This is a genomic window from Paraburkholderia sediminicola (assembly GCF_046026855.1).
Classification (GTDB): Bacteria; Pseudomonadota; Gammaproteobacteria; order Burkholderiales; family Burkholderiaceae; genus Paraburkholderia; species Paraburkholderia sediminicola_A.
The window spans coordinates 1-24,475 of the sequence record NZ_JAQQET010000023.1 but is presented as its reverse complement, the minus strand read 5'-3'; the positions used below and the strand labels follow the sequence as shown (position 1 = coordinate 24,475).

At 62.3% G+C, this 24,475-nt stretch carries 18 protein-coding genes and 1 pseudogene; 11 read left to right on the top strand and 8 right to left on the bottom strand.

Translation table 11 applies throughout. From position 1 onward, the window contains the following. The first annotated feature begins 55 nt into the window (after positions 1–55). Entirely contained in the window at positions 56–2,518 is a 2,463-nt protein-coding gene (locus PQR40_RS24090) for a fimbria/pilus outer membrane usher protein (protein WP_408509990.1), read from the top strand. Next, the gene (locus tag PQR40_RS24085) at positions 2,515–3,471 is read left to right on the top strand and encodes a Csu type fimbrial protein (RefSeq protein WP_408509989.1); all 957 of its coding nucleotides are present in this window, start codon (positions 2,515–2,517) and stop codon (positions 3,469–3,471) included. The genes PQR40_RS24090 and PQR40_RS24085 overlap by 4 nt, the downstream gene beginning before the upstream one ends. A 53-nt stretch (positions 3,472–3,524) precedes the next feature. Here PQR40_RS24085 and PQR40_RS24080 read toward each other — a convergent pair whose 3' ends face one another. The 5 genes from PQR40_RS24080 to PQR40_RS24060 form a co-directional block, all read right to left on the bottom strand. Further along, the gene (locus PQR40_RS24080; protein WP_408234589.1) at positions 3,525–3,842 is read right to left on the bottom strand and encodes a hypothetical protein; all 318 of its coding nucleotides are present in this window, start codon (positions 3,840–3,842) and stop codon (positions 3,525–3,527) included. A gap of 92 nt (positions 3,843–3,934) precedes the next feature. Continuing rightward, positions 3,935–4,738: a transglutaminase-like domain-containing protein gene (locus PQR40_RS24075; RefSeq protein ID WP_408234586.1), complete on the bottom strand. Its 804-nt coding sequence runs from the start codon at positions 4,736–4,738 to the stop codon at positions 3,935–3,937. A gap of 116 nt (positions 4,739–4,854) precedes the next feature. Further along, positions 4,855–5,754 (bottom strand): transglutaminase family protein, encoded by a 900-nt coding sequence (locus PQR40_RS24070; protein WP_408509988.1) that lies wholly within the window; start codon positions 5,752–5,754, stop codon positions 4,855–4,857. Positions 5,755–6,272: 518 nt separating this feature from the next. Continuing rightward, entirely contained in the window at positions 6,273–7,694 is a 1,422-nt protein-coding gene (locus PQR40_RS24065) for an HdeD family acid-resistance protein (protein WP_408509987.1), read from the bottom strand. A 214-nt stretch (positions 7,695–7,908) separates the two neighbouring features. Beyond that, positions 7,909–8,832: a recombination-associated protein RdgC gene (locus PQR40_RS24060; protein WP_408390011.1), complete on the bottom strand. Its 924-nt coding sequence runs from the start codon at positions 8,830–8,832 to the stop codon at positions 7,909–7,911. Between the two features lie 217 nt (positions 8,833–9,049). Between PQR40_RS24060 and PQR40_RS24055 the strand changes: the two are divergent. The 5 genes and pseudogenes from PQR40_RS24055 (at position 9,050) to waaC (ending at position 13,976) form a co-directional block, all read left to right on the top strand. Next, a pseudogene (locus tag PQR40_RS24055) lies at positions 9,050–9,597 on the top strand (ester cyclase). 87 nt (positions 9,598–9,684) lie between these two features. Then, a complete protein-coding gene (locus tag PQR40_RS24050) occupies positions 9,685–10,005 on the top strand; it encodes a hypothetical protein (RefSeq protein WP_408234575.1) in 321 nt (106 codons plus the stop codon). A 225-nt stretch (positions 10,006–10,230) separates the two neighbouring features. Further along, on the top strand, positions 10,231–11,487 hold the full coding sequence (locus tag PQR40_RS24045) for an O-antigen ligase family protein (protein WP_408234572.1): 1,257 nt from the start codon (positions 10,231–10,233) through the stop codon (positions 11,485–11,487). Between the two features lie 24 nt (positions 11,488–11,511). After that, a complete protein-coding gene (locus PQR40_RS24040; protein WP_408390007.1) occupies positions 11,512–12,522 on the top strand; it encodes a glycosyltransferase family 2 protein in 1,011 nt (336 codons plus the stop codon). A 425-nt stretch (positions 12,523–12,947) separates the two neighbouring features. Continuing rightward, entirely contained in the window at positions 12,948–13,976 is a 1,029-nt protein-coding gene (gene waaC / locus PQR40_RS24035) for a lipopolysaccharide heptosyltransferase I (RefSeq protein WP_408510019.1), read from the top strand. Positions 13,977–14,113: 137 nt separating this feature from the next. On the opposite strand, the gene PQR40_RS24030 is transcribed toward waaC, so the two are convergent. After that, the gene (locus PQR40_RS24030) at positions 14,114–15,187 is read right to left on the bottom strand and encodes a glycosyltransferase family 4 protein (RefSeq protein WP_408510018.1); all 1,074 of its coding nucleotides are present in this window, start codon (positions 15,185–15,187) and stop codon (positions 14,114–14,116) included. A 142-nt stretch (positions 15,188–15,329) separates the two neighbouring features. Further along, positions 15,330–17,123, bottom strand: a complete 1,794-nt coding sequence (gene msbA / locus PQR40_RS24025) for a lipid A export permease/ATP-binding protein MsbA (protein ID WP_408509986.1) — start codon at positions 17,121–17,123, stop codon at positions 15,330–15,332. 218 nt (positions 17,124–17,341) lie between these two features. Here msbA and PQR40_RS24020 point away from each other — a divergent pair, with 218 nt between their 5' ends. Next, complete coding sequence (locus PQR40_RS24020) at positions 17,342–18,112, top strand: glycosyltransferase family 2 protein (RefSeq protein ID WP_408509985.1); 771 nt, start codon at positions 17,342–17,344, stop codon at positions 18,110–18,112. 69 nt (positions 18,113–18,181) lie between these two features. Here PQR40_RS24020 and dnaE read toward each other — a convergent pair whose 3' ends face one another. Then, positions 18,182–21,763, bottom strand: a complete 3,582-nt coding sequence (dnaE, locus tag PQR40_RS24015) for a DNA polymerase III subunit alpha (protein ID WP_408509984.1) — start codon at positions 21,761–21,763, stop codon at positions 18,182–18,184. A gap of 431 nt (positions 21,764–22,194) precedes the next feature. On the opposite strand from dnaE, the gene PQR40_RS24010 reads away from it, so the two are divergent. The 3 genes from PQR40_RS24010 to PQR40_RS39115 all read left to right on the top strand — a co-directional run bounded on the left by PQR40_RS24010 (position 22,195) and on the right by PQR40_RS39115 (position 24,446). Beyond that, entirely contained in the window at positions 22,195–23,058 is an 864-nt protein-coding gene (locus tag PQR40_RS24010; RefSeq protein WP_408509983.1) for a sulfurtransferase, read from the top strand. Positions 23,059–23,173: 115 nt separating this feature from the next. Next, a complete protein-coding gene (gluQRS, locus tag PQR40_RS24005; protein ID WP_408234554.1) occupies positions 23,174–24,067 on the top strand; it encodes a tRNA glutamyl-Q(34) synthetase GluQRS in 894 nt (297 codons plus the stop codon). Beyond that, positions 24,009–24,446 carry a sporulation delaying protein family toxin gene (locus PQR40_RS39115; RefSeq protein ID WP_494478199.1) on the top strand — a complete coding sequence of 146 codons (438 nt, stop codon included), beginning with the start codon at positions 24,009–24,011 and terminating at the stop codon, positions 24,444–24,446. Before gluQRS ends, PQR40_RS39115 begins: the two co-directional genes overlap by 59 nt. Positions 24,447–24,475 lie beyond the last annotated feature (29 nt).

The following is a 24,475-nucleotide window of genomic DNA, read 5'->3' as shown; positions in this document are numbered from 1 at the left end:
GCGAAAACGTCATGGATGGAGGCCGCAGATCATTGCGCTCGCGGCAACGCTGGCCATGCAGAGCGTGACTCAGGCCGGCGCGCAGGCGCCGCTGCGGTTCGCCGATACGGGCGTCGATACGCGTGCGCCTGCCGATGCGCCTGCCGATGCGCCCGCCGACAAGAGTGTCAGCCCAGGCGTCAACATGGGTGCAGATTCGGGCACCGGTTCGAGCGCCGCGCCGGAGTCCAGCCAACGCGCGGCGGCGAAGCCCGCGCCGGACACCACAGCAGGCCGTGATCTATATCTGGAAGTCATGCTCAACGGCCAGCGCACTTCGTTGATCGCGCACTTTCGCGAAGCCGATGGGCGCCTCAGCGCCACAGGGAAGGACCTGAGCGAAGTTGGCATCGCTACCGACAAGCTCGGCGCCGCGGACACCGCTTCGATCGAACTCGACCAGATCCCAGGCCTGCACTACCAATACGACGCCTCGCGCCAGACCATCGACCTGCAGGTGCCCAACGCTATCCGCAAGCCGTACACGTTCGACACGCGGGACCTGACGCGAACGCCGAATGCCGCTGCGTCGCGCGGCTTTCTGATCAACTACGACGCGTTCGCGCAAACCGACACCAACGCGCAGTTCGCACTCTGGAGCGAAGAGCGCTACTTCGACCCGGCCGGCGTATTGAGCAATACCGGCATTGCCTATCTATACCGCGACCTGCATCGCTATGTGCGCTACGACACCTCGTGGAGTACGTCGAACCCGGCCACGCTCAGTACCACGCAGTTCGGCGACACCATTTCATCATCGCTCGACTGGAGCCGTTCGATCCGCATCGGCGGCTTCCAGTGGCGCAGCAACTTCGCACTGCGGCCCGACCTTGTAACGTTCCCCGTGCAGGCATTCGCGGGCTCCGCGGTCGTGCCTTCGGCGGTGGATCTCTATATCAACAACGTGCGCCAGTTCAGCGGCAACGTGCCGAGCGGGCCATTCATCGTCAACAACGTGCCGGGCATCACCGGCGCGGGCGAAGCGACCGTGATCACGCATGACGCGCTCGGCCGCACCATCTCGACTACGCTGCCGCTCTACGTCGATACGCGCATGCTGGCGGCGGGCCTGTCGAGCTATTCGTTCGAAGCGGGTTTTCTGCGCCGCGCGTATGGCATCGATTCGTTTTCCTACGATCCGCGTCCCGCGGTCAGCGCCACCGCGCGGCGCGGCATGAGCGACACGCTGACACTCGAAGGACATGCGGAAGCCACCGGCGGCCTCGTCAATGCGGGTGCCGGTGCACTCGTGCGCATGGGCATGGCGGGCGTGATCAACGGCTCATTGTCCGCGAGCGCGGGCAAGCTGAACGGCACGCAGGTCGGTCTTGGCTATCAGCTGATCGAACCGAACTTCTCGATCGACGCGCAGACGCTGCGCGCCTACGGCAACTATGGCGACCTCGCCGCGCGCGACGGCACGCCGGTGCCCACCGCCACCGACCGCGTGACGCTGGCGCTACCCTTCTTCAGCCGCCAGACCGTGTCACTGAGTTACATCGGCTATCGCTTTCCCGGCATTCCCGCCTCACGGATCGGTTCGCTGTCGTACACGCTGAACTTCGGCAATCTGGCCTCGTTCACGCTCAGCACATACAAGGACTTTCTGCAGCACAACTCGCAAGGGGTGTTTCTGACCGCGAGCTTCGGCCTCGGCAACAACACCGCGATCAACGCGAGTGTCGGCCGTCAGAACGGCCAGTCCACCTACAACCTCAATGCGCAGCGGCCGCCCGATTATGCAGGCGGCTGGGGTTGGGGGGTGCAGGCGGGCAGCTCGGGCGCGGTGCCGTATCGCCAGGCACAGGCGCAATATCTCGGCAATGACGGCGAGGTGACGGCACTCGCGCAGGACATCGACCGGCATGCGAACGCCTCACTCGATGTGACCGGCGCGATCGTGCTGATGGACAACAGCATCCAGCCAGCGCGGCGTATCGACGACGGCTTCGCGCTGGTGTCCACCGACGGCGTCGCGGGTGTGCCGGTACTGCACGAAAACCGCGTGATCGGCACGACCGACCGCAACGGCCATTTGCTGATACCCGATCTGAACGCGTACCAGCACAACCAGGTCGCGATCAACAGCATGAATCTGCCCGCGGATGCGCGTATCGCCACGACCTCGATGGATCTCGTGCCGGAGTCGCGCGCAGGCGTGCTGGCGAACTTCCGCGTGTCGCGCTACAGCGCCGCTTCGGTGATTCTGCGCGGCGCCGACGGCAAGCTGCTGCCGCCGGGCACGCGCGTGCATCACGTCGAAGGCGGCGGCGATACGATCGTCGGCTACGACGGTCTGACCTTCATCGAGAACCTCCAGCACGACAACCATCTCGAGGTCGACAACGGCGCCCTGCATTGCAGCGTCGAATTCACCTACCAGCGACCGACCGACGGCTCGTTGCCGACGCTCGGACCGTTGACCTGCGGCAGCAGCGCGCTGGCCCCAACGGTCCCGGCTGCAGGAGCGGCACGATGAAGCGACTCCTTCTGCTCCTGATGCTATGCGCGCTGCTCGGCGTGTTGCCGCAGCGAGCGAGTGCGCAAACCTGTTCGGCGAGTCCGTCGGCGCTGAGCTTCGGCAACGTCAGCCCGATCGGCTTGAGCGCGGTGGCCGCGACCGGCACTATCAGCATTTCGTGCACGTGGCCCGCGGTTACGCTGACACCGAGCGTGCAGGTGTGCCTGAACATGGGTGGCACGACGCCGCGCTATCTGGCGATCGGCTCCAACCAGTTGCAATACAACCTGTATCAGGACGCCGCGCACTCGCTCGCGTGGGGCTCGACTGCGCTCGGCACCACGCCGATCTCGGTGACGCTCAACAAACCATTGACCGGCAATACCGCGACAACATCGGTGAATTTCTACGGCCAGATCACTGCTAGCCAGCCGACTGTGCCGACTTCCGGCAATGCCAACACCGTGTATTCGCAGACCTTGAGCCAGACTTCGCTTAACTACGGTTTTTTTCTGCTGCTCGCGCCGGGCTGCGCCGCACTGACGACGAGCGGCGGCAGCTTCGGCTTCACGGCCAGCGCCACGGTGGTGAACAATTGCCTGATCAGCGCAACGAACGTAGCGTTCACTTCGACAGGCGTGCTGAGTTCGGCATTGAACGCGACCGGCGCGATCACGGCCCGCTGCACAAACGGCGACGCGTTCGAGATCGCGCTCAGCAGCGGGTCGAGCGGCAATGTCGCGGCACGCCAGATGCAGCGCTCGGGCGGCGGCGGCGCGGTGAACTATCAGCTTTATACGGATACCGCCCACACGATCGCATGGGGTGACGGAACGGCGGGCACGAGCATGGCCACCGGCACAGGCAGCGGCAATGCGGTGTCGATCACGGTGTACGGCCGGGTGCCCGCGCAGACGACGCCGATGCCCGGCAGCTACAGCGACACGATTACCGCGACGATCAGTTATTGATCTTTGGGCTTTTCGCCTGGCGGCCGCAGTGTCGCGCGGGTAAGGGGCGATTTCTAGAAATTGACGATCCAGACCGTTTGCTGGGCGTCGTGGGCGGTGATGAACTCCACCGGCTGCGCCTGACTCCGGCCTGTTTCACCCGGCGCGATGGGATCGAATGCGGCCTGGGAAACCTGGAACGGCGCCCCGTGCAGGCAGGCAACCGCCGGTTGATTCGCAACGGTAATCGCCGCGTCCACCGACTGGATAACGCAGGTTTCCTGCACAGTCAGGCTGACCGGGATCGAGGCCAACCCCGTCGGGAATGCTTTTGAGGCTGGCGCTGCCAGCAGGATTGCCACTACCGTGGCGGCTACGTTGCGGGACATCATGGTGGTCCGGAATCGGCTCGCGGCAAGAGTATAGATTCCGATCTTTTCGGCATTTCACGCAAGAAACTTTAGGTCTTTATCGGCGCAAAAACCTAGATCGCCTTACAGACAACATCAAACTTCATTAACTGCGTCGCCCCAAACGCATTGCTGATCGCAACGTCGGCAGCATCTCTGCCACGCGCCATCAAAATCCGGCCCGTGCGGGGTACATTATTGCGCGGATCGAATGTCTGCCAACAGCCTCCAACATACGCTTCGAACCACGCGGCAAAATCCATTGTCGCGTATGGCGGCCGTGTGCCGACGTCGCTGATATAGCCCGTGCAATACCGCGCCGGGATATTCATCGCCCGGCATAACGTCACGGCCAGATGCGCAAAATCGCGGCATACACCCTTTCGCTCCTGCCAGGCCTGCCACGCGGTCTTGGTCGGCCGTGCAAAGTCGTAGCCAAACACAATGTGCTCGTGCACATAATTGCAAATCGCATCCACCCGTCCGCGCCCAAGCGGCAACTTGTCGAACGTCTGCCACGCAAATTCGGATAACAAATCAGTTTCGCAATAACGGCTACCCAGCAGAAACACCAGCGTATCGTCAGGCAATGCCTCCACGGAATGCTGCTCGGTCAGCGGCGGCCGGCTCTCCGGCTCGGACGACACTTCGAGCACGGCGCTCGTCGACAACGCAATCAGTCCCTGCGGCGCCACGATCCGGCTGCACAGATTGCCGAAGCCGTCGCGATACTGGCTGATCGGCACCGGCGGGTCGACCGCCAGCAAATCCGCACTCAGCACTTCTTTCGCGTGCGAAAAGTGCGTGTTCAACATCAGCATCATCGGCGTCGGTTGCACGCACTCGTAGACCAGCTCGTAGCCAACGCGCAATTTCATTACGGCGCCCTCTTCCAGTTAAAACATTCAGTTGACGCGCCCGGTGAGCAACCAGCGTTCACGCTCCCAGCTAACACGTTCGATTTGTACAGGCCCAACTCACCTGGCCTACTTCCTTACTTACCTTCGGTCACGCTCACATCGACCTGCAGACCGCGAAACGAATGCGGCGCGCCATGCCATGTGCCCCACAACGGCAACGCCTGGTAGTAGTTCCATGCCACCGCCACCCGAATCAGATGGCGATTGCCGACAATGCTATTGGTCGGATCGAAATCGACCCAGCCGGCGCCCGGCAAATAGATCTGCAGCCACGCATGGGTCGCGCCGCCGCCTTGCGCCGTGTCGTGCTCGGGCACGAACAGATAACCACTCACAAAACGCGCCGCGAGACCGAGCGAGCGCACAGCATCCATCATCAACACGGCGAAATCGCGGCAACTGCCGCTGCGGTTGCGCAAGGTGTCGCCGGGACGGTGCACGCCTTTCTCCGTGCGGCGTACATAAAAAAACGTGCTTTTGATGTCGAGTGTCATGGCGCGCAGCAGCGCCATCGTGCCGCCAGTGCCGTTCTTGCCGCGCGCGCCGCCGCTGCCCTGCCCAGGAACGAAGCGGCGCGCCCATTCGTCCACGTCGCTGTCCGGATACTGGCGGCTGCGCGCGTTCACGAGATCGGATGCTTCCTCGTTGGTGTACGCGAACGGCCAGTTCACCGCGTACGGCTCAAGCGCGTAGTCGGGCAGGGGCGTTTCGACGTGTTCGAGCGTCACTTCGCTATCGAAGCGCAATTCGCTCGCCTTGCCCGCGAAACTCGCGACCGCCACCGAGTTGTCGAACACATCGTGCAGCCAGTGCAGCCGCGACGGCGTCGGCGTTATCAGCAACTGGTTCGTGACGAGACGCAAATCGTGACTGGCGCGCGGGCGGAACATCATCCGGTGTTCGCCGAACCGCACGGGTTCCGAGTAGCGGTAGACGCTGATGTGACGCACCGTGAAACGCTGCGGCTCATTCATCTGACAGGCCGATGGATACAACTGGGTTCGTCCTGAGCATCACGTTCACGCTGGTAAAACCCGCTGCCGCAGCAGGCGCTCGGCGCCCGGCACGGTTTGATCCTGAATGAGCCACGGCCGAGGTTCGGCGTGGTCGAGTGCGCTCAACGAGCAGCTTTCGCTTTGAGCATACACCCGCCATATTGGTTGAAATCACTCATTTGACCATCGCGCGGCGCACGTGGAAGTTATCAACAGAATCTGTTTGCAAATCTGTGCATAACTATCCGGCAAAATCTGCAAGCGCTTGATACGTCTGCTGTTTTTACTGCTACGTCGAAGTTGGGCAGAGAGCACCATGCGCCTGTGCTGTGCTGTGCTGTGCTGTGCTGTGCTGTGCTGTGCTGTGCTGTGCTGTGCTGTGCTGTGCTGTGCTTGGGCCAAGCCTAGCCGAGTTGTACGTCAGTTGCTCCTGCGTTGCGGCCAGGGCGCGAATCTCTCGCGCCAGCCGCCGGCTTGAGTCGCGCGTCGAGTACGTATCATTCGCGCGCCGCGCCCGTAGCCTGGCCTTGCCCGGCCTCGCGGGTGGCTGGCGCGGCGCGCTCTTCTGCGCGCCATTGCTGCCGCGAACGCACCATTCTGCGCACGGCGAAGCGCGCCATCTTGACCCAGCCCGACGGCCGTGGATCGGCGAGCATGCTGAGCGCGCGCGCATAGTCGAGCGTGAGACCCGGCGTCCACGCCATCGTCGCGGCGCGTTTGCGAAGTTGCGCGGCCACCCACAACTCCGGCGTCGCAATCACCCGCAAAAACGGCCGCCAGCCGCCGAGGCCGCCCCACACGCGCGCCGACGCGCCTTCGATCGCCGCTTCCAGCGCATGCGATACGCTGCTCGAGCAATTTCGGTGCGTCAGGTTGTAGGTCGTCTCCTGACGATAGGCGTCCCAGAAGCGGCGCAGGCGCGCCGGGTCGTAATTGCGTATGCGCACCTGAACCGTCGACGGACACCACGCCTTCGATTCGGTCGGGTAATCGGGCTGGAACAAACCGGGCACGTCGTTCTCGCGCGTCGCGCGCAGGAGCCGCGCGAAATCGTCGGGCGAACGATCGATCTCGACGCCCGGATACAGGCTGATATAGATGCCCTCAGGCGATTCGAGCGCGGCATGTCCGGTTGATATCACGCCGTTACGATCCACCGCCGCGATATAGCGATCCACGATCAATTGCCGCCGCGCCTCGCCCTTGGCCGAACCAACTGGCGTCCACACGTGGACAGTCAACGCGTCTTCATCGGCAGTGGGCGGGCCGTCCCATTCCACCGCGCCCAACCGGCCGGGAGCCACCGCACTCGCGGCGGAGTTAGCGGCATCAGCAGTTACATCGTCCGAAGCAACCGCGGGATTCGACGCGAGACGCCGCACGCGCGTACTCAGCAAAATCATGTTCCAGCCGCCGAACATCAGACCGAGCCCGAGACAGTACGGCACGGTGCCCACATAGTGCGTCGGGTAAGGCTGATAGAAGAAAACCGCCAGCGCGATTTCAATGCTGCCGCCGATCATCGCGAGCCGCCAGGTGCGATAGCGGACGACCTTCGCGGAAACGATCTGCAGCAGACCGTCGGCCAGAAACAGCGTGCCGAAGATCATCGACAGAATGAAGTTGCCGTGATGATGGCCGACGAGAATCAGCGCCGCCGCAAGGCAGAATGCGAGGCCCTTCACATAGCGCAGCGTGCGTTGCCCGCCCATGCCGGTCCAGGCGACGGCTAGTGTGGCGAGCCCTTCGAGCAGCAGCAATAACGCAAACGGCGTGATCGGAAAATAGAGTGCGCTATCGAGTGCGTCGATGAACACTACCATGCCCAGAATCAGGCTCACCCAGCCGATCAACTGCAACGAGCGCCAACGCGTGCGCAGGTAATCGACACCCAGCAGGATCATGACCAGTCGAACCATCGCAAGTCCTCCGTGATTGATACACGGTCGTAATCTTAACCATATTTGGGGTGCCGGAGCGGAGTGGTCTGGCGTGGCGTGTGTCCGTGTGTCAGGTGCCGTGTGGCCGCGCAGCGGTGTGTGCGCCGACGGTCCGCGCGCGAAGCGAGAGTTGCGGCGCTTTTATGCAGCGCCGCTTCTCAAACGCGCCGGCCCACAGCGGATAAGGCGAGAATCAGGCTGCCGCGGCTTGCGGCATCGCCTCGCCCTGCTCGCCACCCAACACGTCGAGCAGATCGCACAGCATGCGGTCGAGTTCGGCGGTCATCAGCGTGACATCGGAATCGAAGCGCTCGTCGTCGTTCTGCGCGGTGGGGTCGCTCGCTTCCTTGAGGACATCGAGCGGCGCGATGCGCTTGATCGTGAGCGTTGGCGTCAGCACGAACGACACGCGATCGTTCCACGTCATCGCGAGACGCATGCATTGCTTACCAGCTTCGATATGACGACGCATATCTTCGGCATCCAAAGTATGTCCGACGTAGCGCACCGTCGCGTTGCCTTCCGTCGGCGAGCGCAACTCGGTGTCCTGGTCGAGCGTAAAGCCGGCGGGACCCTCTCCGGAAAGCAGCCATTCGGTCATCGCTGCAACCGGCGATTGCGTGATGCGCACGGTGCCGAGCGGCAATTGATCGATCGACTTCACCAGCAGGCCGCGCACTTCGTCGGCGACCGCTTGCGAACCCGCATCGATTACGAGCCAGCCGTTTTTGGTGTCGATCCACACGCGCGTGTCGCGGCGAATGCTGAAGGCACGCGGCAGCAGTTCGTCGGTCACCTGCTCCTTGAGTTCGCGCATCTGTTTGCGGCCGGGTTTGAAACCCTGCTGCTCTTCGAGTTCGAGCGCGCGAGCCTTGGTCACTTGCGTGACGACCGAAGCCGGCAGCAGCTTCTTTTCGGCGCGAAACACCAGCAGCATCTGACCGTTAAGCGAATACACCAGTGAGTCGTTATCGCGTGGCGACGCCCAGCCGTGGCTTTGCATCTCGACGCTGTTGCCGGGCGCGAACGCGTGCGGCGCGAGCCATTTCTCCATTTGTTCAGGGGTGACGGACCACGGAGCGGGAAGACGGTGCAACTGAAGGTTTTTGAACCACATGGGCAGGGTCTTGTACGGGCAAAACGCGTCATTCTATCTGACATGACGAAGATGGCACGGTCAGGCACGTACTCGCACGCACTTCGCCGAAGCGGTCGCACCGTCCGAAGCACTTTCAAATAAAACTAGAAAATCCTTTAAGCGAAAGACCGATTATCAAACGTAATCTTTAGCCAGAGAATGCGCGTCAACAAGGTCAACTTCTCTGGAACGTGTCATGTCTCCAACCTTCTTTTCCAGACTTGCTGGTCACGTGCTGCTAGCAGCCGGCCTTGCAGGCGCCGTGAGCACACACGCAGCAAGCGACGATGCGTTACCGGTGCCCCGCCACGTCGCCGTCGACTCCTCTTCGGCAAAGAGCGCTGTGATCGTGCGGACCGCGCGTCGCTACGCCGCATTCTGGAACAGCGGCGACAAGGCCTACGCGAAGCTCGCCCTGTCGCTGGAGTTTGTCGACCGCACCTTACCTGACGGGCGGCCGCAAGGGTCCGACGGCCCGCTGCAGGCATCGAAAGGATTCCGCGCGGCGTGCCCGACCTGCACGCCGAAATCGACGACCTGGTGGTGGCCGGCGACCGCGCCTCGGTTCATCTGCATTTCTATGGGCACTTCACCGGACAGTTCCAGAACCTCAAAGGCAATGGCCAGACCGTCGACTTCCAGGCTTTCGATCTCTATCGCGCGAAGGACGGCCGCATCGTCGAAAACTGGCACCTCGAAGACAATCTGACGTTGCTCAAACAACTCGGCGCGATCAAACCATAGTGGTTTAGCCGCATCAGTCTTGGGGCGCGCTTTACGTTCAAATCACCTAGACTTTTTAAGACGCGCGCGACATAGACGGAGGCGGCCATGGCCGATGAAACCGCACCCTGGCAGATGGTGGAGTACGAGGGTTTCGAAATTCACGTGGCGCCGTTTCCCAAAACCCCGCCCGGCGACGCACACCCGTCAGCCTTGCCTGATAACCGTTACACGTATGTCGGTTACGTCTGCCACCCGGGCGCCGATCCGGCCATTCCCGGGCATGCGGTGTCGTTTCACGCGGACGGCGAAGAGAGCTTCGTCGGCAAGGATGAAGCGTTCTACGAAGGTGTACATGTGGGGCGCAGTATTGTTGACGGCACACACCCGGATTTGACGGTGCTGCCGCTGGTCACGGGCGGCGTCTAGGGAGATCCGCGTGGTTCCCGACCGATCTATCGTGACGTCCGCGCCGCAAGGCCCCCGCCTAAGCCTATTCTCCACCGCCGCGCTGCGCGGACACCCGATTGGCTCAATCGAAGTTGTCACACGGTTATAATCGCGGTCGCCCTCCTATCTTGAAAGAAGTGCACTGAACCTCCGGCCATTGCATCGGCAGGCCGGAACGGTAATGTTCACACGAAATTTCGGCCTATGATTTTTGCTCCCAGCCTGATCTGGTTAAGCACAGCCCTGCTATTTCTCGCCCCCGCTGTGAACCTCGTGTGGCGTGGCGGCACTGGCTACTGTTTCTTTTTGCTCGTCGCACTGGCGCTCGGCGCCGCCGCCGCCAACCGGCGCACGCCCGGCTATTTCAGTGCGCTGCGGGCCTATCCCTGGTATACAGCCGGGATGCTTGCGTTTGTTCTCGCCCTTGTCTTGCAGCAACTGCTGCTGGGCTACTGGATGCCCCGCCAATTCGACCCATTGTCGCGCTTCGTGTTCGCGCTGCCGTTGTTTTTGCTGCTGCGCCAGTTCCCGTCACGCAACCTTCGCACGATCGGCTGGGGTTGCGCAGCGGGCGCCGTCGGCGCCGGCATCTGGGCATTGGTCGATCAACTGCGAGGCGGCTGGACCGATGTGAGCCGTCTTAACAACTACTATACGAACGCGATTCCGTTCGGCGACACCGCGCTGCTATTGGCGTTTCTGGCGATCTTTACGCTCGGTTGGGACGGCCCGCGTGACTGGCGGGTGCTGACGCTCAAGCTGCTGGCGCTGTTCAGCGGCGGCTACGCGTCGTACCTGTCCGGCACACGTGGCGGTTGGCTCGCGATCCCTGTCTTCGTGATCCTGCTCGGCTGTCAGTTCCACTGGTTCGCGCACAAGAAGCGCCTGCTGATAGCCGCACTTGCGATCGTAGTTTGCAGCGCAGCATTGCTTTCGACTGAACGCGTCGCGACGCGGGTTGAAGCGGCAACAGCTGACTTCGCGCTGCTGCGGCACGGCGACGACAACACGTCTGTCGGCCTGCGTCTTCAGTTGTGGCAAGCGTCCTGGCGGCTATTCACTGAACATCCCGTCTATGGCGTCGGCAAAGGGAAGCTTGTCAACGCGCTCGGCGACCTGGCGAAACACGGCGAAGCAAAAGATGAGATCGTCAACGAGCGCGCGCACAGCGATTTCTTCTCGACGATCGCCGAAACCGGCGTACTCGGCACGCTGTGCCTGATACTGCTCTACTTCAGCCTTTCGGTTTATTTCTGGCGTCATCGCCACGCAAACGATCCGGCGATCCGCGCCGCGGCTTACTCCGGGCTAGCCGTGTCGTTCAGCACCGTCGTCTTCGGACTCACGATTGACGTGCTGGTGCCCGTGATGGTGACGGCCTTGCTCGCTCTGCTGAGTGCCACGTTTCTAGCGATCATCGACTCGCGCAAACGCGAGTTGTCGAGCTCGGCCGGCTGCTAGCCGCATCGCCATCCCGCCCGCCCCATGAACAACAGCGCTCCGAACAGCTCCTCCCCTGCACAAGCCAAGCCGTTGGTTTCGGTGCTCCTGATCGCTTACAACCAGGAAAAGGTCATCGCCGACGCGGTACACAGCGTACTCGCGCAAACGTATACGCCACTCGAAATCATCATTTCCGACGACGCGTCCAAAGACGGCACCTACGCCGCGATCGAGGCAGCCGTACGCGATTACAGCGGCCCACATCACGTGACCACGCGCTGCAATACGGCCAACGAAGGTATCAGCGCACATCTGTCGCGTCTTGCATCCATGGCACTTGGCGAATTGCTGTTCGTCGCCGCCGGCGACGACATGTCGGCACCGAATCGCTGCGAGCGGGTCGTCGAGTACTGGCTTGCGCATGATCGGCACCCCGATCTGATCGCGACCGACCTCGCCGACATGGACGAAGCCGGCAATGTGCATGAGCGCATGGAGCCGAGCGAACTTGGCAACTATCGGGATTTCGACGATTGGCTTGCCAGGCGGCCGTGGCTGGTCGGCGCAGCGCATACGTGGTCGCGCCGGCTGTTCGAGCGCTTCGGCCCGATGATGCCCGGCTCAGCGGCCGAAGATCAGGTCATGACGTTTCGCGCCATTATCTCGGGCGGCGCGCTGAGCCTGCGCGAGCCACTCGTGCGGTACCGGCGCGGCGGTCTTTCGGGCAAGCGCCGGTATCGGACAACGGCTGAACTGGTTGCGCGCATGCGCCAAGGCAATGGCTTCGCGCTCGTGGAAACTGAACAGATACAGCGCGATGCCGACATTGCCGGCCTCGGAGACCGGATGCGCGCAGCGCTCGAGCCGAAACTCGCGCGTGAGCAGTTCATTCACTCAATGTTCAACGCGCGCGGCATCGGGGAACGCCTGGCGCTCCTCACGGGCAGACGCAATGTGAAGCTGGGACTGCGGATCCGTATGTTTCTCTACACCACCTTCCCCGCGTTCTACGCGCCCGCCCTTTGGATCAAGCGGTTAAAGCGAAAAGGCTGATCGCAAAGTACGACACGCAGGCCCCCTCGGCGGCGAGCCAGCCGCTTATCTCGACAGCCTTACTCGACGACGCGCTCCCGTGCGTCGACAGCGTCCGGTCGGCACGCGCTACAGTCAGCCGTTGATGCACCGGGAGTGGGCACGCAGTTCCTGGACCAAGGGCTCCCAGCGGCGCGGCGCGCTGAAATACATCGCTCAATATGGGTCCGGTATAATCGCGCCGTTAACAGATCGCTTCGACCGAACTTTTGTCCGCACGAGTTCCGCTGATTCTCTCTCGAAGCCGATCGTCTGAATGCGCGTCGTGACGCGTCAACCTATGCCGACCCACGCCGCCCCGAAGCGTCTTATCCGAGATGCGGCGAAACGGCTGGCACATGTCCCGACCGGACAGGCCTCCGCCGAAATGCCCTACAACTGCGCTGATGAACAGAATCCTAATTGTTAAGGTCACTTCGCTAGGTGACATCGTTCACGGTCAACCAGTCGTATCAGACCTTCATCGAGCCTTTCCCGGAATCAAAGTGGACTGGGCTGCGGATGCAGCGTTCGCAGACATTCTTCGCTGGAATCCCGGTATCGACCGTGTCCTCTGTGCCCCGCTGCGAAAATTCAAGAAGCAGCGTAGCGTCGATAGCCTGAAGGCCATTGCGGCATCGATCGGCGAGTTGCGGCAAGAAAAATATGACGCCGTTCTCGACTTACACGGAGTCTATAAGAGCGCGATCATCGCTTTTCTCGCGCGCTCGCGCCGCCGCTACGGCTATACCAAGGCCGATCTCGGCGAGACCGGAGCTGCGTTCGCTTATAACAAACGCTTCGCACCAAAAGGCGATCTCAATGTATGGGACGGACTGCGAAACACTGTCAGCCAGATCTTCGGATATTCGATCGACGACGCGCCGCGTTTCGGCCTGAACATTCCAACGCCGGCCGTTATGCCCGAGGCAGCGAAGCACGCGCCGTTTGCCCTGTTATTCCACGCCACATCCAGTGACGAAAAGAAGTGGCCTGTCGGCCACTGGCACAGTATCGGCCGGTCCCTTACAAATCTGGGTATCACGCCTTTGCTGCCGTGGGGTTCGGAGTCGGAGCATAAGGACGCTATCGCGATTGCGGCAGGTATTCCTGGCGCAATTGTGCTGCCCCGTCTGAGCGTGGAAGCGGTCGCGCAGCACATCGACATGGCGGCGCTGATTGTTGGCACGGACACGGGGTTCGTCCATCTCGCGAGCGCTCTGCAAAAGCCCACCGTCATGATTTTCACTGCGACCTCGCGGCAGCACTTCGGCATCGACGTGCCAGGGCTGTCAACGTCAGTTGGTGACGAGGGACGTCCGGCTTCGATTGACGAAGTGCGAGCGGCCATTGATGACGTGCTGGATCGCCCCAAGGATACAAAACAAAACGGTACCTTCGATAGCCAGACGCCAGACCCGACACGCAGCGCGTAAGACGGGACCCTCGAAACCAAGAATATCTTACTGACAAACTTCCACTCCGGGCGGGTGGCGGTCAATTTGCCGGTCACTGCCATCGCAGCCAGGCAAAACGGCACAGGCCGCCGTCAAGCAGCAACCCGGGCTCGACCTCATTTGCTGGCGAAAATGCGCTTTGCCAGCGCCAGCAGCGCATCGACGTGACCGGCCACTCGCGCATCGTAGAGAACGGCGTCGCGCGCCAACTCGGACGACAGTGACGCCGGGTTGGCTAGCCGCTGTCGCACCGCGCGTTCGAGAGCCGTCTGCAAGTCGGCGACTTCGTCCGGCGCGAACACGAACTTCGCGTGCTCTGCGATTGCGTCACAGCAACCGATACTCGACGGCAAGATCACCGGCGTGCCGCACATCACCGATTCGACGCCGACCAGCCCGAACGGCTCATACTTCGAAGCGAGAATCGTGAAATCGGCGGCACGATAGGCGTCCTCGATTTCCTTTATATAGCCGACATAACGGATCCGCTCGGAGGTGCGCTCCGGCGGCCGCCCTGCAACTGCAAGAACCACCGGCAGCACCGTATCGCGCAGGGCCGCTTCGATCAGCGGCAATCCCTTGCGCGCGTGACTGCTCGACGGAAACAGCAGCACGATCTCTTGATCGGCGAAGCCGAACTTGCGCCGCAGCTCAGCGCGCTGTGCGCTGTCCACCGGCGTGAAACGTGCGCCGTCAACCGGCGGATAAAGCACGCGAATCTTCGCCTCATCAACGCCATACAGTTCGCGCAGTTCGTCATGCATGAGCTTCGAGTGCGCGACGATAATGCTCGCCCGCTCGTACTGACGGCGCTCGAGCGCGATCTGCCAGCGGTCCGAACGCCGTTGCGCTCGCCCCGTGGCACGCAAAAATCCGAGGTGTGTGCCGCCACAAATCGCGATTTCGGACGAATCGACCCGGTTGCAACCGATCAGCACGTCGACTTGCGCCTCCCGGCGCGCCCGGCGCAAACGCCATGAAAACCAGCTGTCGCGAAGCTTGCCAGGCAGTAGCGAGACGTTGATGCGATGCGGCTCGACCATGCGGCTTTCCGGCATCGACATATCGAAGCGACGCGCAAAAAATGCCGGTTCGATGCCCATCGCGGCGAAGCCGCGCACGAGATCCATCGCATAGCGCTCAAGACCGCCGCTATGTTTCAACGCATTGCTGGAGAGTCCAATTTTCATCATTCAGACGGCAGCGCGCGAGCGCCCGGTCAAACGTATAAGGAAAGCGGACCGGCACAACCAGGTCACGCGCGCTGCGGTCCTGTCCGTCCGCAGCGCGGCACGGACAGATGCGAGAACACCTTGAAGGTCTTGCCGCGCTTCACGCCGCGCTCTGCTGGAACTGGATGCGGTGCAAATGCGCGTACAGACCATCTTGCGCGAGCAGTTCACGATGACTGCCGCTCTCGACAATACGCCCTGCTTCCATCACCAGAATCCGGTTGGCGCGCTCGATCGTCGACAGGCGGTGCGCGATGACGAGCGTCGTGCGGCCCTTCATTAGCGTTTCCAGCGCGGCCTGCACATGGCGTTCGGATTCCGAATCCAGCGCCGAGGTGGCTTCGTCGAGGATCAGGATCGGCGCGTCCTTGTAGATCGCGCGCGCGATCGCCAGGCGCTGCCGCTGGCCGCCCGACAACATCATGCCGTTGTCGCCGACCAGCGTTTCGATACCGTTCGGCATTGCCTCGACGGTATCCCACAGATTGGCCGCGTGTAGCGCCGCCTTGACCTTCTCCGGGTCGGCTGTCTTGCCGTAGGCGACGTTGTTCGCCACCGTGTCGTTGAACAGCACGACGTCCTGGCTGACCATCGCGATCTGGCTGCGCAACGCGGGCAGGCCGTATTCCGACAGCGCGACGCCGTCGACCAGAATCTCGCCGCCGGTCGGATCGAAAAAGCGCGGCAGCAGATTCACCAGCGTGGTCTTGCCGCTGCCCGAGGGGCCTGCGAGCGCGACCATTTCGCCCGGCGCCACCTTGAACGACACATGGTCGAGCGTGTGGCGGTTGTGCGTGGCGTTGGCGCCGTACGTGAACGACACGTCGCGGAACTCGACCTCGCCCGACGCGCGATCGAGCGGCTTGCCGCCGCCCTCCGGTTCGGACGGCTCGTCGATCAGGCCGAAAATCAGTTCGCACGCCGTCATGCCGCGTTGCAGCGGCTGATTCACGTCCATCAGGTGCTTAAGCGGCGAGATGATCAGCAACATCGACGTGACGAATGCGACAAAGCCGCCGACCGTGGTTTGATCCGACGACGACTGCACTACCGCGATCGTGATCACCACGGCGAGCGCGATCGACGCGAGGAACTGCGTCAGCGGTTGCGCGAGGCCGCCAGAGACGGTCATGCGCATCGCGTAGCCGCGCAGGCGCCGGCTCATCGCCGTGAAGCGGCTCATCTCGTACTGCTCGCCGTTGTTCACCTTGACGACCTTGTAGCCGCCCACGGTTTCTTCGACGATGTACGACAGCTCGTTGGTCAGCAACTGATGCTCGCGATTCAGGCGTCGCAGGCGGCGATTGATCTTGCTGACCAGCCAGCCGATCCCCGGCAGCAACACCGCGACGATCAGCGTCAGACGCCAGTTCAGATAGAACAGATAGCCAAGCAGGAAGAGGACCGTCAGCGAATCGCGCACCAGCGTGACCAGCACGCTCAACAGCACGTTGAGAATCTGGTTCACCTCGAAGACGATCGCGTTGATCACAGTGCTCGCGGTTTCACGCTGGAAAAACGCCACGCTCGAGTGGATCATTCGGTCGAACATCTTCAGGCGCAGTTCGAGCAGGATCCGGTTCGACACGTATGCAAGCAGATAGCCGGACGCGTATTGCGACACCCCGCGGATCAACGCGAGACCGATCACGGCACCTGGCACGAACCACTTGGCGTTGTCGCTGGCATGCACGCCGAAGCCCTTGTCCAGAAGCGGTTTGAGCAAGGCGGGGATCGCCGCGTCGGTGCCCGCGCTCACGGCCATTGCAACGATCGCGCCGATCAACACCCACATGAGCGGCTTGATATACGGCCACAGGCGCCGCATGACGACGGCAGGCGACGACGCCTCACCTGAACCGATGGGTTTGCTTAACGTTGGCTTCGCGCTCAAGGAATCCTCTAGGAATGCGGGACGGCAGCCACGCTTCGGGCGGAATGCCTGCCGCGCGGCATATCAAAAACAGCATTGTAAACGGTTGGCGACAACGGCCGACGGTTAAGGAAGGGCCCGATTGCCCGGTCACGGCGGTGCTGGAACGCAGTCCACCGCTTACGCTGTGTATACTTGCGCGACCCGTTCCGTCATCTGGCCCCCCACGCAATTCAGGTATGCAAGAAACCACTCTCGGCGTCGCCATCATCACCAGAAACGCGGCGGCGCGACTGGCCGAATGCCTGCAGGCCGTGGCCTTCGCCGATCAGATCGTCGTGATCGACGGCGGCAGCACCGACGGTACCGCTGATATCGCTCGGGCCCACGGCGCGCGCGTGCTCGAGCAAACCGACTGGCCGGGCTTCGGCCCGCAAAAAAACCGTGCCGTGGACGCGCTCAGCACAAGTTGGATTCTCTCGATCGACGCCGACGAGATCGTTTCGCCGGAACTGGCCGCGGCGATCCGCGCGGCGCTGGCCGCTCCCACCGCCGACGTCTACGCGGTGGACAGGCTATCGAGCTTCTGCGGCCACTGGATTCACCACAGCGGCTGGTATCCGGACTGGATTCCGCGCCTGTTCAAACGTGGCGCCGCGCGTTTCTCCGACGACCTGGTGCACGAGCGCCTGGTGTTCGACGCGCCGTCGCAGCGCCTGACCGGCAAGCTGATGCACTACTCCTACGAGGACTTCGAAAGCGTACTGCGCAAGCTCGACGCGTATTCGACAGCGGGCGCACAGCAACGTCATGCTGCCGGCAAGCGCGGCAGCTTCGGTAAGGCGCTTGGGCGCGGCGCCTGGGCCTTCGTGCGGACCTACGTGCTGCGGCGTGGATTTCTCGACGGCCGCGCGGGTTTCATGATCGCAGTGTTCAACGCGGAAACGGTGTACTACCGGTTTTTGAAGCTGGCGCGGTTGGGGGAGGAGACGCGGCATGAGCGACCATAGCGCCGAAACCACGAAAGTCGATCGGCTTTCCCCGCGCGACCCAGGCTGTCCGCGCGGGCAAACCAGACCTCAATAGACGATTTCGATCGAGCTTCCGGCAAATTCGCCGCGCAATGCCGCGAGCAGTTCATCAGTCGGCTTTACGCGCCACGCGTCGCCCAGACGCATTTCACCTTGCGCGTTTTCGCTACGATAAACCACCTGCACGGCGAGGCCGTTCGGAATCTGCACCACCTGGCGCTGGCCACCGCCGCCATAACCGCCGCCGTTGCGCCCACCACCGCCACCGCCTCCATTGCCACCACGCGATGACGCCGCTGGAGCCGCCGCAGCTTGTGGCTCGTCCTTACCCGCGCTATGCGCTTCGAGCACGCGCCGCAACGCCAAAGGATCAGCATTGCCGTTCATCTGCACCTTCACGGCTTCCGCATAACGACAGCGCGCGCGGCCGAGATCCATCACCGTATCCACCGTGAAGCGGATGCCGCCCGTGAATGCATCGTTGCGCGCCTGACCCTGCACCACCAGCAGTTCGTCTTCCTTGAACAGCGTTTTGTGCGCTTCGAAGGTCTCATTGAAGACGGTCACTTCGCATTGGCCGGTGCCGTCGTCAAGCAGCGCGATCAGCATCTTGCCGCGCTGCGTCATCTGCGTGCGCAGCGACGCGATCACGCCCGCAACCAGCTTGTCGCGCCCTTCCTTCAGTTCGCCGATCTTCTGACGCACGAAACGGCGCACTTCGTTCTTATAGGCATCGAACAGATGGCCCGACAGATAGAAGCCGAGCGCAGCTTTCTCTTCCTGCAGCTTCTTTTTTTCCGGCCATTCCGGCTCGTCGACCAGTTCGTGACCTTGCGACGGCGCGTCACCCATGTCGAACAGCCCCGCCTGCATGGCGTTGGCGCTTGCCTGCTCGGCGGCTTCCATCGCCAGCGAGACCGAGGCGATCAACTGCGCGCGGTTCGCGTGCAGCGTATCGAACGCACCGGCACGGATCAAAGCTTCCACCGTGCGGCGATTGACGATCCGGCGATCGACCCGGTTGCAGAAGTCGAAAATGTCGATGAACGGACCTTCTTCGCGTGCGCGGATGATTTCTTCAATCGCGTTCTGGCCGCTGCCCTTAATCGCACCGAGGCCGTAGCGAATCGTTTTGGCACGCTTGCCGTCCGCTTCCGCAACCGGCTCGAAGCGGTAAGCAGACAGATTGACGTCCGGCGGCAACACGGCCATCTTGTTCGTGAGGCAGTCCTCGAACAGGATTTTGACCTTGTCCGTGTCGTCCATGGCGAGCGACATATTCGCCGCCATGAATTCGGCCGGATGATGCGCCTTCAGCCACGCGGTGTAGTACGCAAGCAGTGCATACGCCGCCGCGTGCGACTTGTTGAAGCCGTAGCCCGCGAACTTCTCCATCAAGTCGAAGATTTCGTCCGCTTTGTCGCCGGTCAGCCCGTTCTTCGCGGCGCCCTGGCGGAACAACTCGCGGTGCTCGGCCATTTCCTCGGCCTTCTTCTTACCCATCGCACGGCGCAGCAAGTCGGCGCCGCCGAGCGAGTAGCCGCCGATGATCTGCGCCATCTGCATCACCTGCTCCTGGTAGACCATGATGCCGTAGGTCTCTTTCAGAACAGATTCGACGCGCGGATCCGGATACTCCACCACTTCGCGACCGTGCTTACGTGCACAGAAGCTCGGGATCAGGTCCATTGGCCCCGGACGGTACAACGCGACCAGCGCGATGATGTCCTCGAAGCGGTCAGGCTGCGCGTCTTTCAGCATGCCTTGCATGCCGCGGCTTTCCAGCTGGAACACGGCAACCGTGTTCGCTTTCTTCAGGATCGAGAACGACGCCGCATCGTCGAGCGGCACCTGCGCGAGCGACCAGTCTTGCTTCGACGGATCGAGACGGCGGATATAGCGCTCGGCCCAGTCGAGAATCGTCAGCGTGGTGAGACCCAAAAAGTCGAACTTCACGAGGCCGACGGCTTCGACGTCGTCCTTGTCGTACTGGCTCACAACGCCGCTTTCGTCGCCCTGCGTATAGAGCGGGCAGAAATCGGTCAGCTTGCCGGGCGCGATCAGCACGCCACCGGCGTGCATACCGACGTTACGCGTCAAGCCCTCGACCCGCTGCGCAAGTTCGATCAACTGGTGCACTTCGTCTTCGTTGTCGAAGCGCTCCTGCAAGAGCGGCTCTTCCTTCATCGCGTCGGCAATGGTGACGTGCTTGCCGGGCTTGAACGGAATCAGCTTGGCGATGCCATCAGTGAACATGTAGCCGAGATCGAGCACGCGGCCAATGTCGCGCACCGCCGCTTTCGCCGCCATGGTGCCGAAGGTGGCGATCTGCGACACGGCGTCCGCGCCGTACTTCTCCTTCACGTACTGAATCACACGGTCGCGGCCGTGCTGACAGAAGTCGATGTCGAAGTCGGGCATCGAGACCCGTTCCGGATTCAGGAAACGTTCGAACAGCAGGTTGTAGCGCAGCGGATCGAGGTCGGTCACGCCGAGCGCATACGCCACCAGCGAACCCGCACCCGAACCCCGGCCTGGCCCGACCGGCACGCCATTGTTCTTGGCCCAGTTGATAAAGTCCGCAACGATCAGGAAGTAGCCCGGGAAGCCCATCTTGATGATCGTGCCGCACTCGAATTCGAGACGCTGGTAATACGTTTCGCGCTGCGCCTCGCGCTCGGCCTCAACCGGATACAGCTGTTCGAGACGCTTTTCGAGACCTTCTTTCGACAGTTGCACGAGGTAGTCGTCGAGCGACATGCCGTCGGGCGTTGGGAAGAGCGGCAGCTTCGGCTTGCCGAGTTCGAGCGTCAAATTGCAACGCTTGGCGATTTCGACACTATTGGCGAGCGCCGACGGAATATCCGCGAACAGCCCAACCATCTCTTCCTGCGTGCGGAAATACTGCTCGGACGTAAAGCGCTTGGAGCGGCGCGGGTTCGCCAGAATGTCGCCTTCGGAAATACACACGCGCGCTTCGTGCGCGGTGAAATCGTCCGGCGTCATGAACTGCATGGGATGGGTGGCCACCACCGGCAATTTCAGCGACGCCGCGAGCGCAACCGCCTGCTGCACGTATTGCTCACCGCCCGGCTGACCGCACCGTTGCAGTTCAATATAGAAGCCGCCGGGGAACACCTTCGCCCAATGCAACGCATTGCGTTTGGCCGCTTCTTCGTTACCGGCGGCAAGCGCGAGGCCAATGTCGCCGTGTTGCGCACCAGACAACGCGAGCAGGCCTTCACCCAGACCGGATTCGAGCCACCCGGCTTCGACTTCCGCGCGACCGCGATACTGGTTGGTGAGCGATGCCTTGCTGAGCAGTTCGCACAGATTCAGATAGCCGCGCCGGTCTTTGACCAGCAGCAGCAAACGCGAGGGCTTCTCACGGTCGTCCGGATTGGTGATCCAGACGTCGCAGCCGGCAATGGGTTTGACCCCTTTGCCGCGGGCTTCCTTGTAGAAACGGACGAGGCCGAACGCGTTGCCGAGGTCGGTAAGGGCGAGCGCACCTTGACCGTCTTTGGCAGCAGCCTTGACGACGTCGTCAAGACGCACGATGCCATCGGCAATCGAGAATTCGGAGTGGACGCGGAGATGAACGAAGCGGGGATCTGACATGGGCGACATTGTAACTCCACCCTCCCGGAGTTTTCAGGCCAAAACGGCGCGTTAGCCGTTCGGCCTGGGACGGAAACGCGAGAACACCTTACACCGGCGCTGTGCACGCAGCGGACGGTTTCGTTGGTCGGGCGCGAACGAGGCGCTTCATGTGCTCGAACGAAGCTGCCGGAGAAAATTCGGCGGTATTGTCACTCGCCAGAGCACGTGGCCCGGCGCAAGCCCCGGTGCAAGCGCGGAAGCGAGCGCCATGTGAGTTTGCTAGCGGTTTGCGCTGCCGCAAGGGGTTGGCCATCCGGCCGAGTCGGCCAAAGCGCCAGCTTGAGGGATAATACGGGTTTCGCCTATTCGACGTGGCCGCGCCGCATGGAGTCTAGATGCGGGCGTCTCAATGCGCCCCGTTTTCCGCGCCGCCGGGCACTTCTTACCGCTGGACACACATGAGTATCGTCAATCTCGCCGCGTATCATTTCGCGACTATCGAAGACACCGCCGCATGGCGCCCGCTCGTCACCGAGCGCTGCAACACGCTCGGCTTGCGCGGCACCGTCCTGCTGGCGCCTGAAGGCATCAACCTGTTCGTCGCGGGCTCGCGCGAAGCCGCGGACGCGTTCATCGACTACATCCGTCACGACGCGCTGTTCGAAGGCAAGTTCGCGAATCTGCAATTCAAGGAAAGCCTGTCGGACAAGCAGCCGTTCACCCGTATGCTGGTCAAGCTCAAGCGCGAGATCATCACAATGAAAAAGCCGGCCATCCGGCCAGAGCTGGGCCGCGCGCCGTTCGTCGACGCCCCCACGCTGAAAAGCTGGCTCGACCGCGGCCATGACGACGAAGGCCGCCCTGTCGTGATGCTGGACACACGCAATGCGTTCGAAGTGGACGTCGGCACGTTCGACGACGCGCTCGACTACCGCATTACGAAATTCAGCGAGTTTCCCGAGGTGATCGAGCAGAACCGTGCCGATCTGGAAGGCAAAACGGTGGTCTCGTTCTGCACGGGTGGGATTCGCTGCGAGAAAGCTGCGATCCACATGAAGGAAGTCGGCATCGAGAACGTGTACCAGCTCGAAGGCGGCATCCTGAAGTATTTCGAGGAAGTCGGCGGCGCGCACTATCACGGCGATTGCTTCGTGTTCGACTACCGCACCGCGCTCAATCCGCAACTGGAGCCGACCGCGACCGTGCAATGCTTCGGCTGCCGCGCGGTGGTGACGCCCGAAGCGCAGCAATCGCCAATGTACGTGGCAGGCAAGACGTGTCCGGAATGCCATCCGAACAGCAAGGCGGCGCACGCGGCGTGATAAACGCAAGCGCGCCTTCGCGCGATCGCGGCGAGGCACGCTGGGCACACTCCGCGCGTCGCACTCCGCAGGCAGGCAAGAAGCCCCCTTTTTTTCGCGCCAATCCATCCCACCCATGACCTATCGTGGACGCTTCGCGCCGTCGCCTACCGGGCCGTTGCATTTCGGCTCATTGGTGAGCGCGCTCGCGAGCTGGCTGGACGCGCGCGCGCATGGCGGTGCATGGCTTGTGCGCATCGAAGACATCGACGGACCTCGCACCGTCCCTGGCGCGGCCGAGGAGATTCTGTCGACCCTCGACCATTTCGGCATGCACGCTGACGAGCCGCCCCTCTGGCAAAGCCACCGTATTGCGCGCTATCAGGAAGCGCTCGAACAATTGAAGGCCACCGGCTTGATTTATCCATGCGGCTGCACGCGCAAGGAGATTGCCGACTCGCTGCTGCATACGCACGCGCGCAACACCACGCTTGCCTATCCCGGCACCTGCCGCAACGGGCTGCACGGTAAACCGGCGCGCGCATGGCGCCTACGCGTACCCGACGGCGATACGGCGGTGATCACATTCGAAGACCGCTGGCAGGGCAAGCAGACACAAAATCTCGCCACCGAGGTCGGCGACTTCGTCCTGAAGCGCGCCGACGACCAGTGGGCGTACCAGCTGGCGGTGGTGGTCGACGATGCGGACGCGAACATTACGCACATCGTGCGAGGCGCGGACCTGATGGATTCAACGGCCCGCCAGATCTACCTGCAGCGTTGCCTGGACGTACCGACGCCGGCGTATTTGCACGTACCGGTGGTCACAAACGATCAGGGCGAAAAGCTCAGCAAGCAAAACGGTGCGACCGCGCTCGACAATGACAAACCGCTTGAGACGCTGGGCGCAGCCGCTAGGCACTTGGGACTCGAGATGGGCGTAGAGGAACACACGACGCTAGATAGCTTCCATGCCGCCGCAACGACGGCGTGGGCAAAGCACATGGGCATGCGAGTACAGCGCAACTAGCGCCAAAAAGCATCGAGACAACGAAACAAGTCGGCACCCAAGAGGTGCCAGCGGAGAGCGGAAGCGAAGAGCGGTACTGGTAGCCGTAGCCGTAGCCGTAGCCGTAGCCGTAGCCGTAGCCGTAGCCGTAGCCGTAGCCGTAGCCGTAGCCGTAGCCGTAGCCGTAGCCGTAGCCGGCGGCAGGATAGCACCACCAAGGCGTTCGAGGCGTCTGCCGATCGAGCGAGCGGAGAGGGAGAGGGGTTTGATGAAGAACCGCTACGGCGCGCGCAGCGCCGCCGGAAGTATGACTGCCTTGTCACTCACACCGAATGTGCAGGAACACCGATTCCAGATGCACCACTACCGCAACTGCGCGGGGGACCCGCTTAAGAACTAGCGGTTTGAGCCGCTTTCTTTTGCCTATCT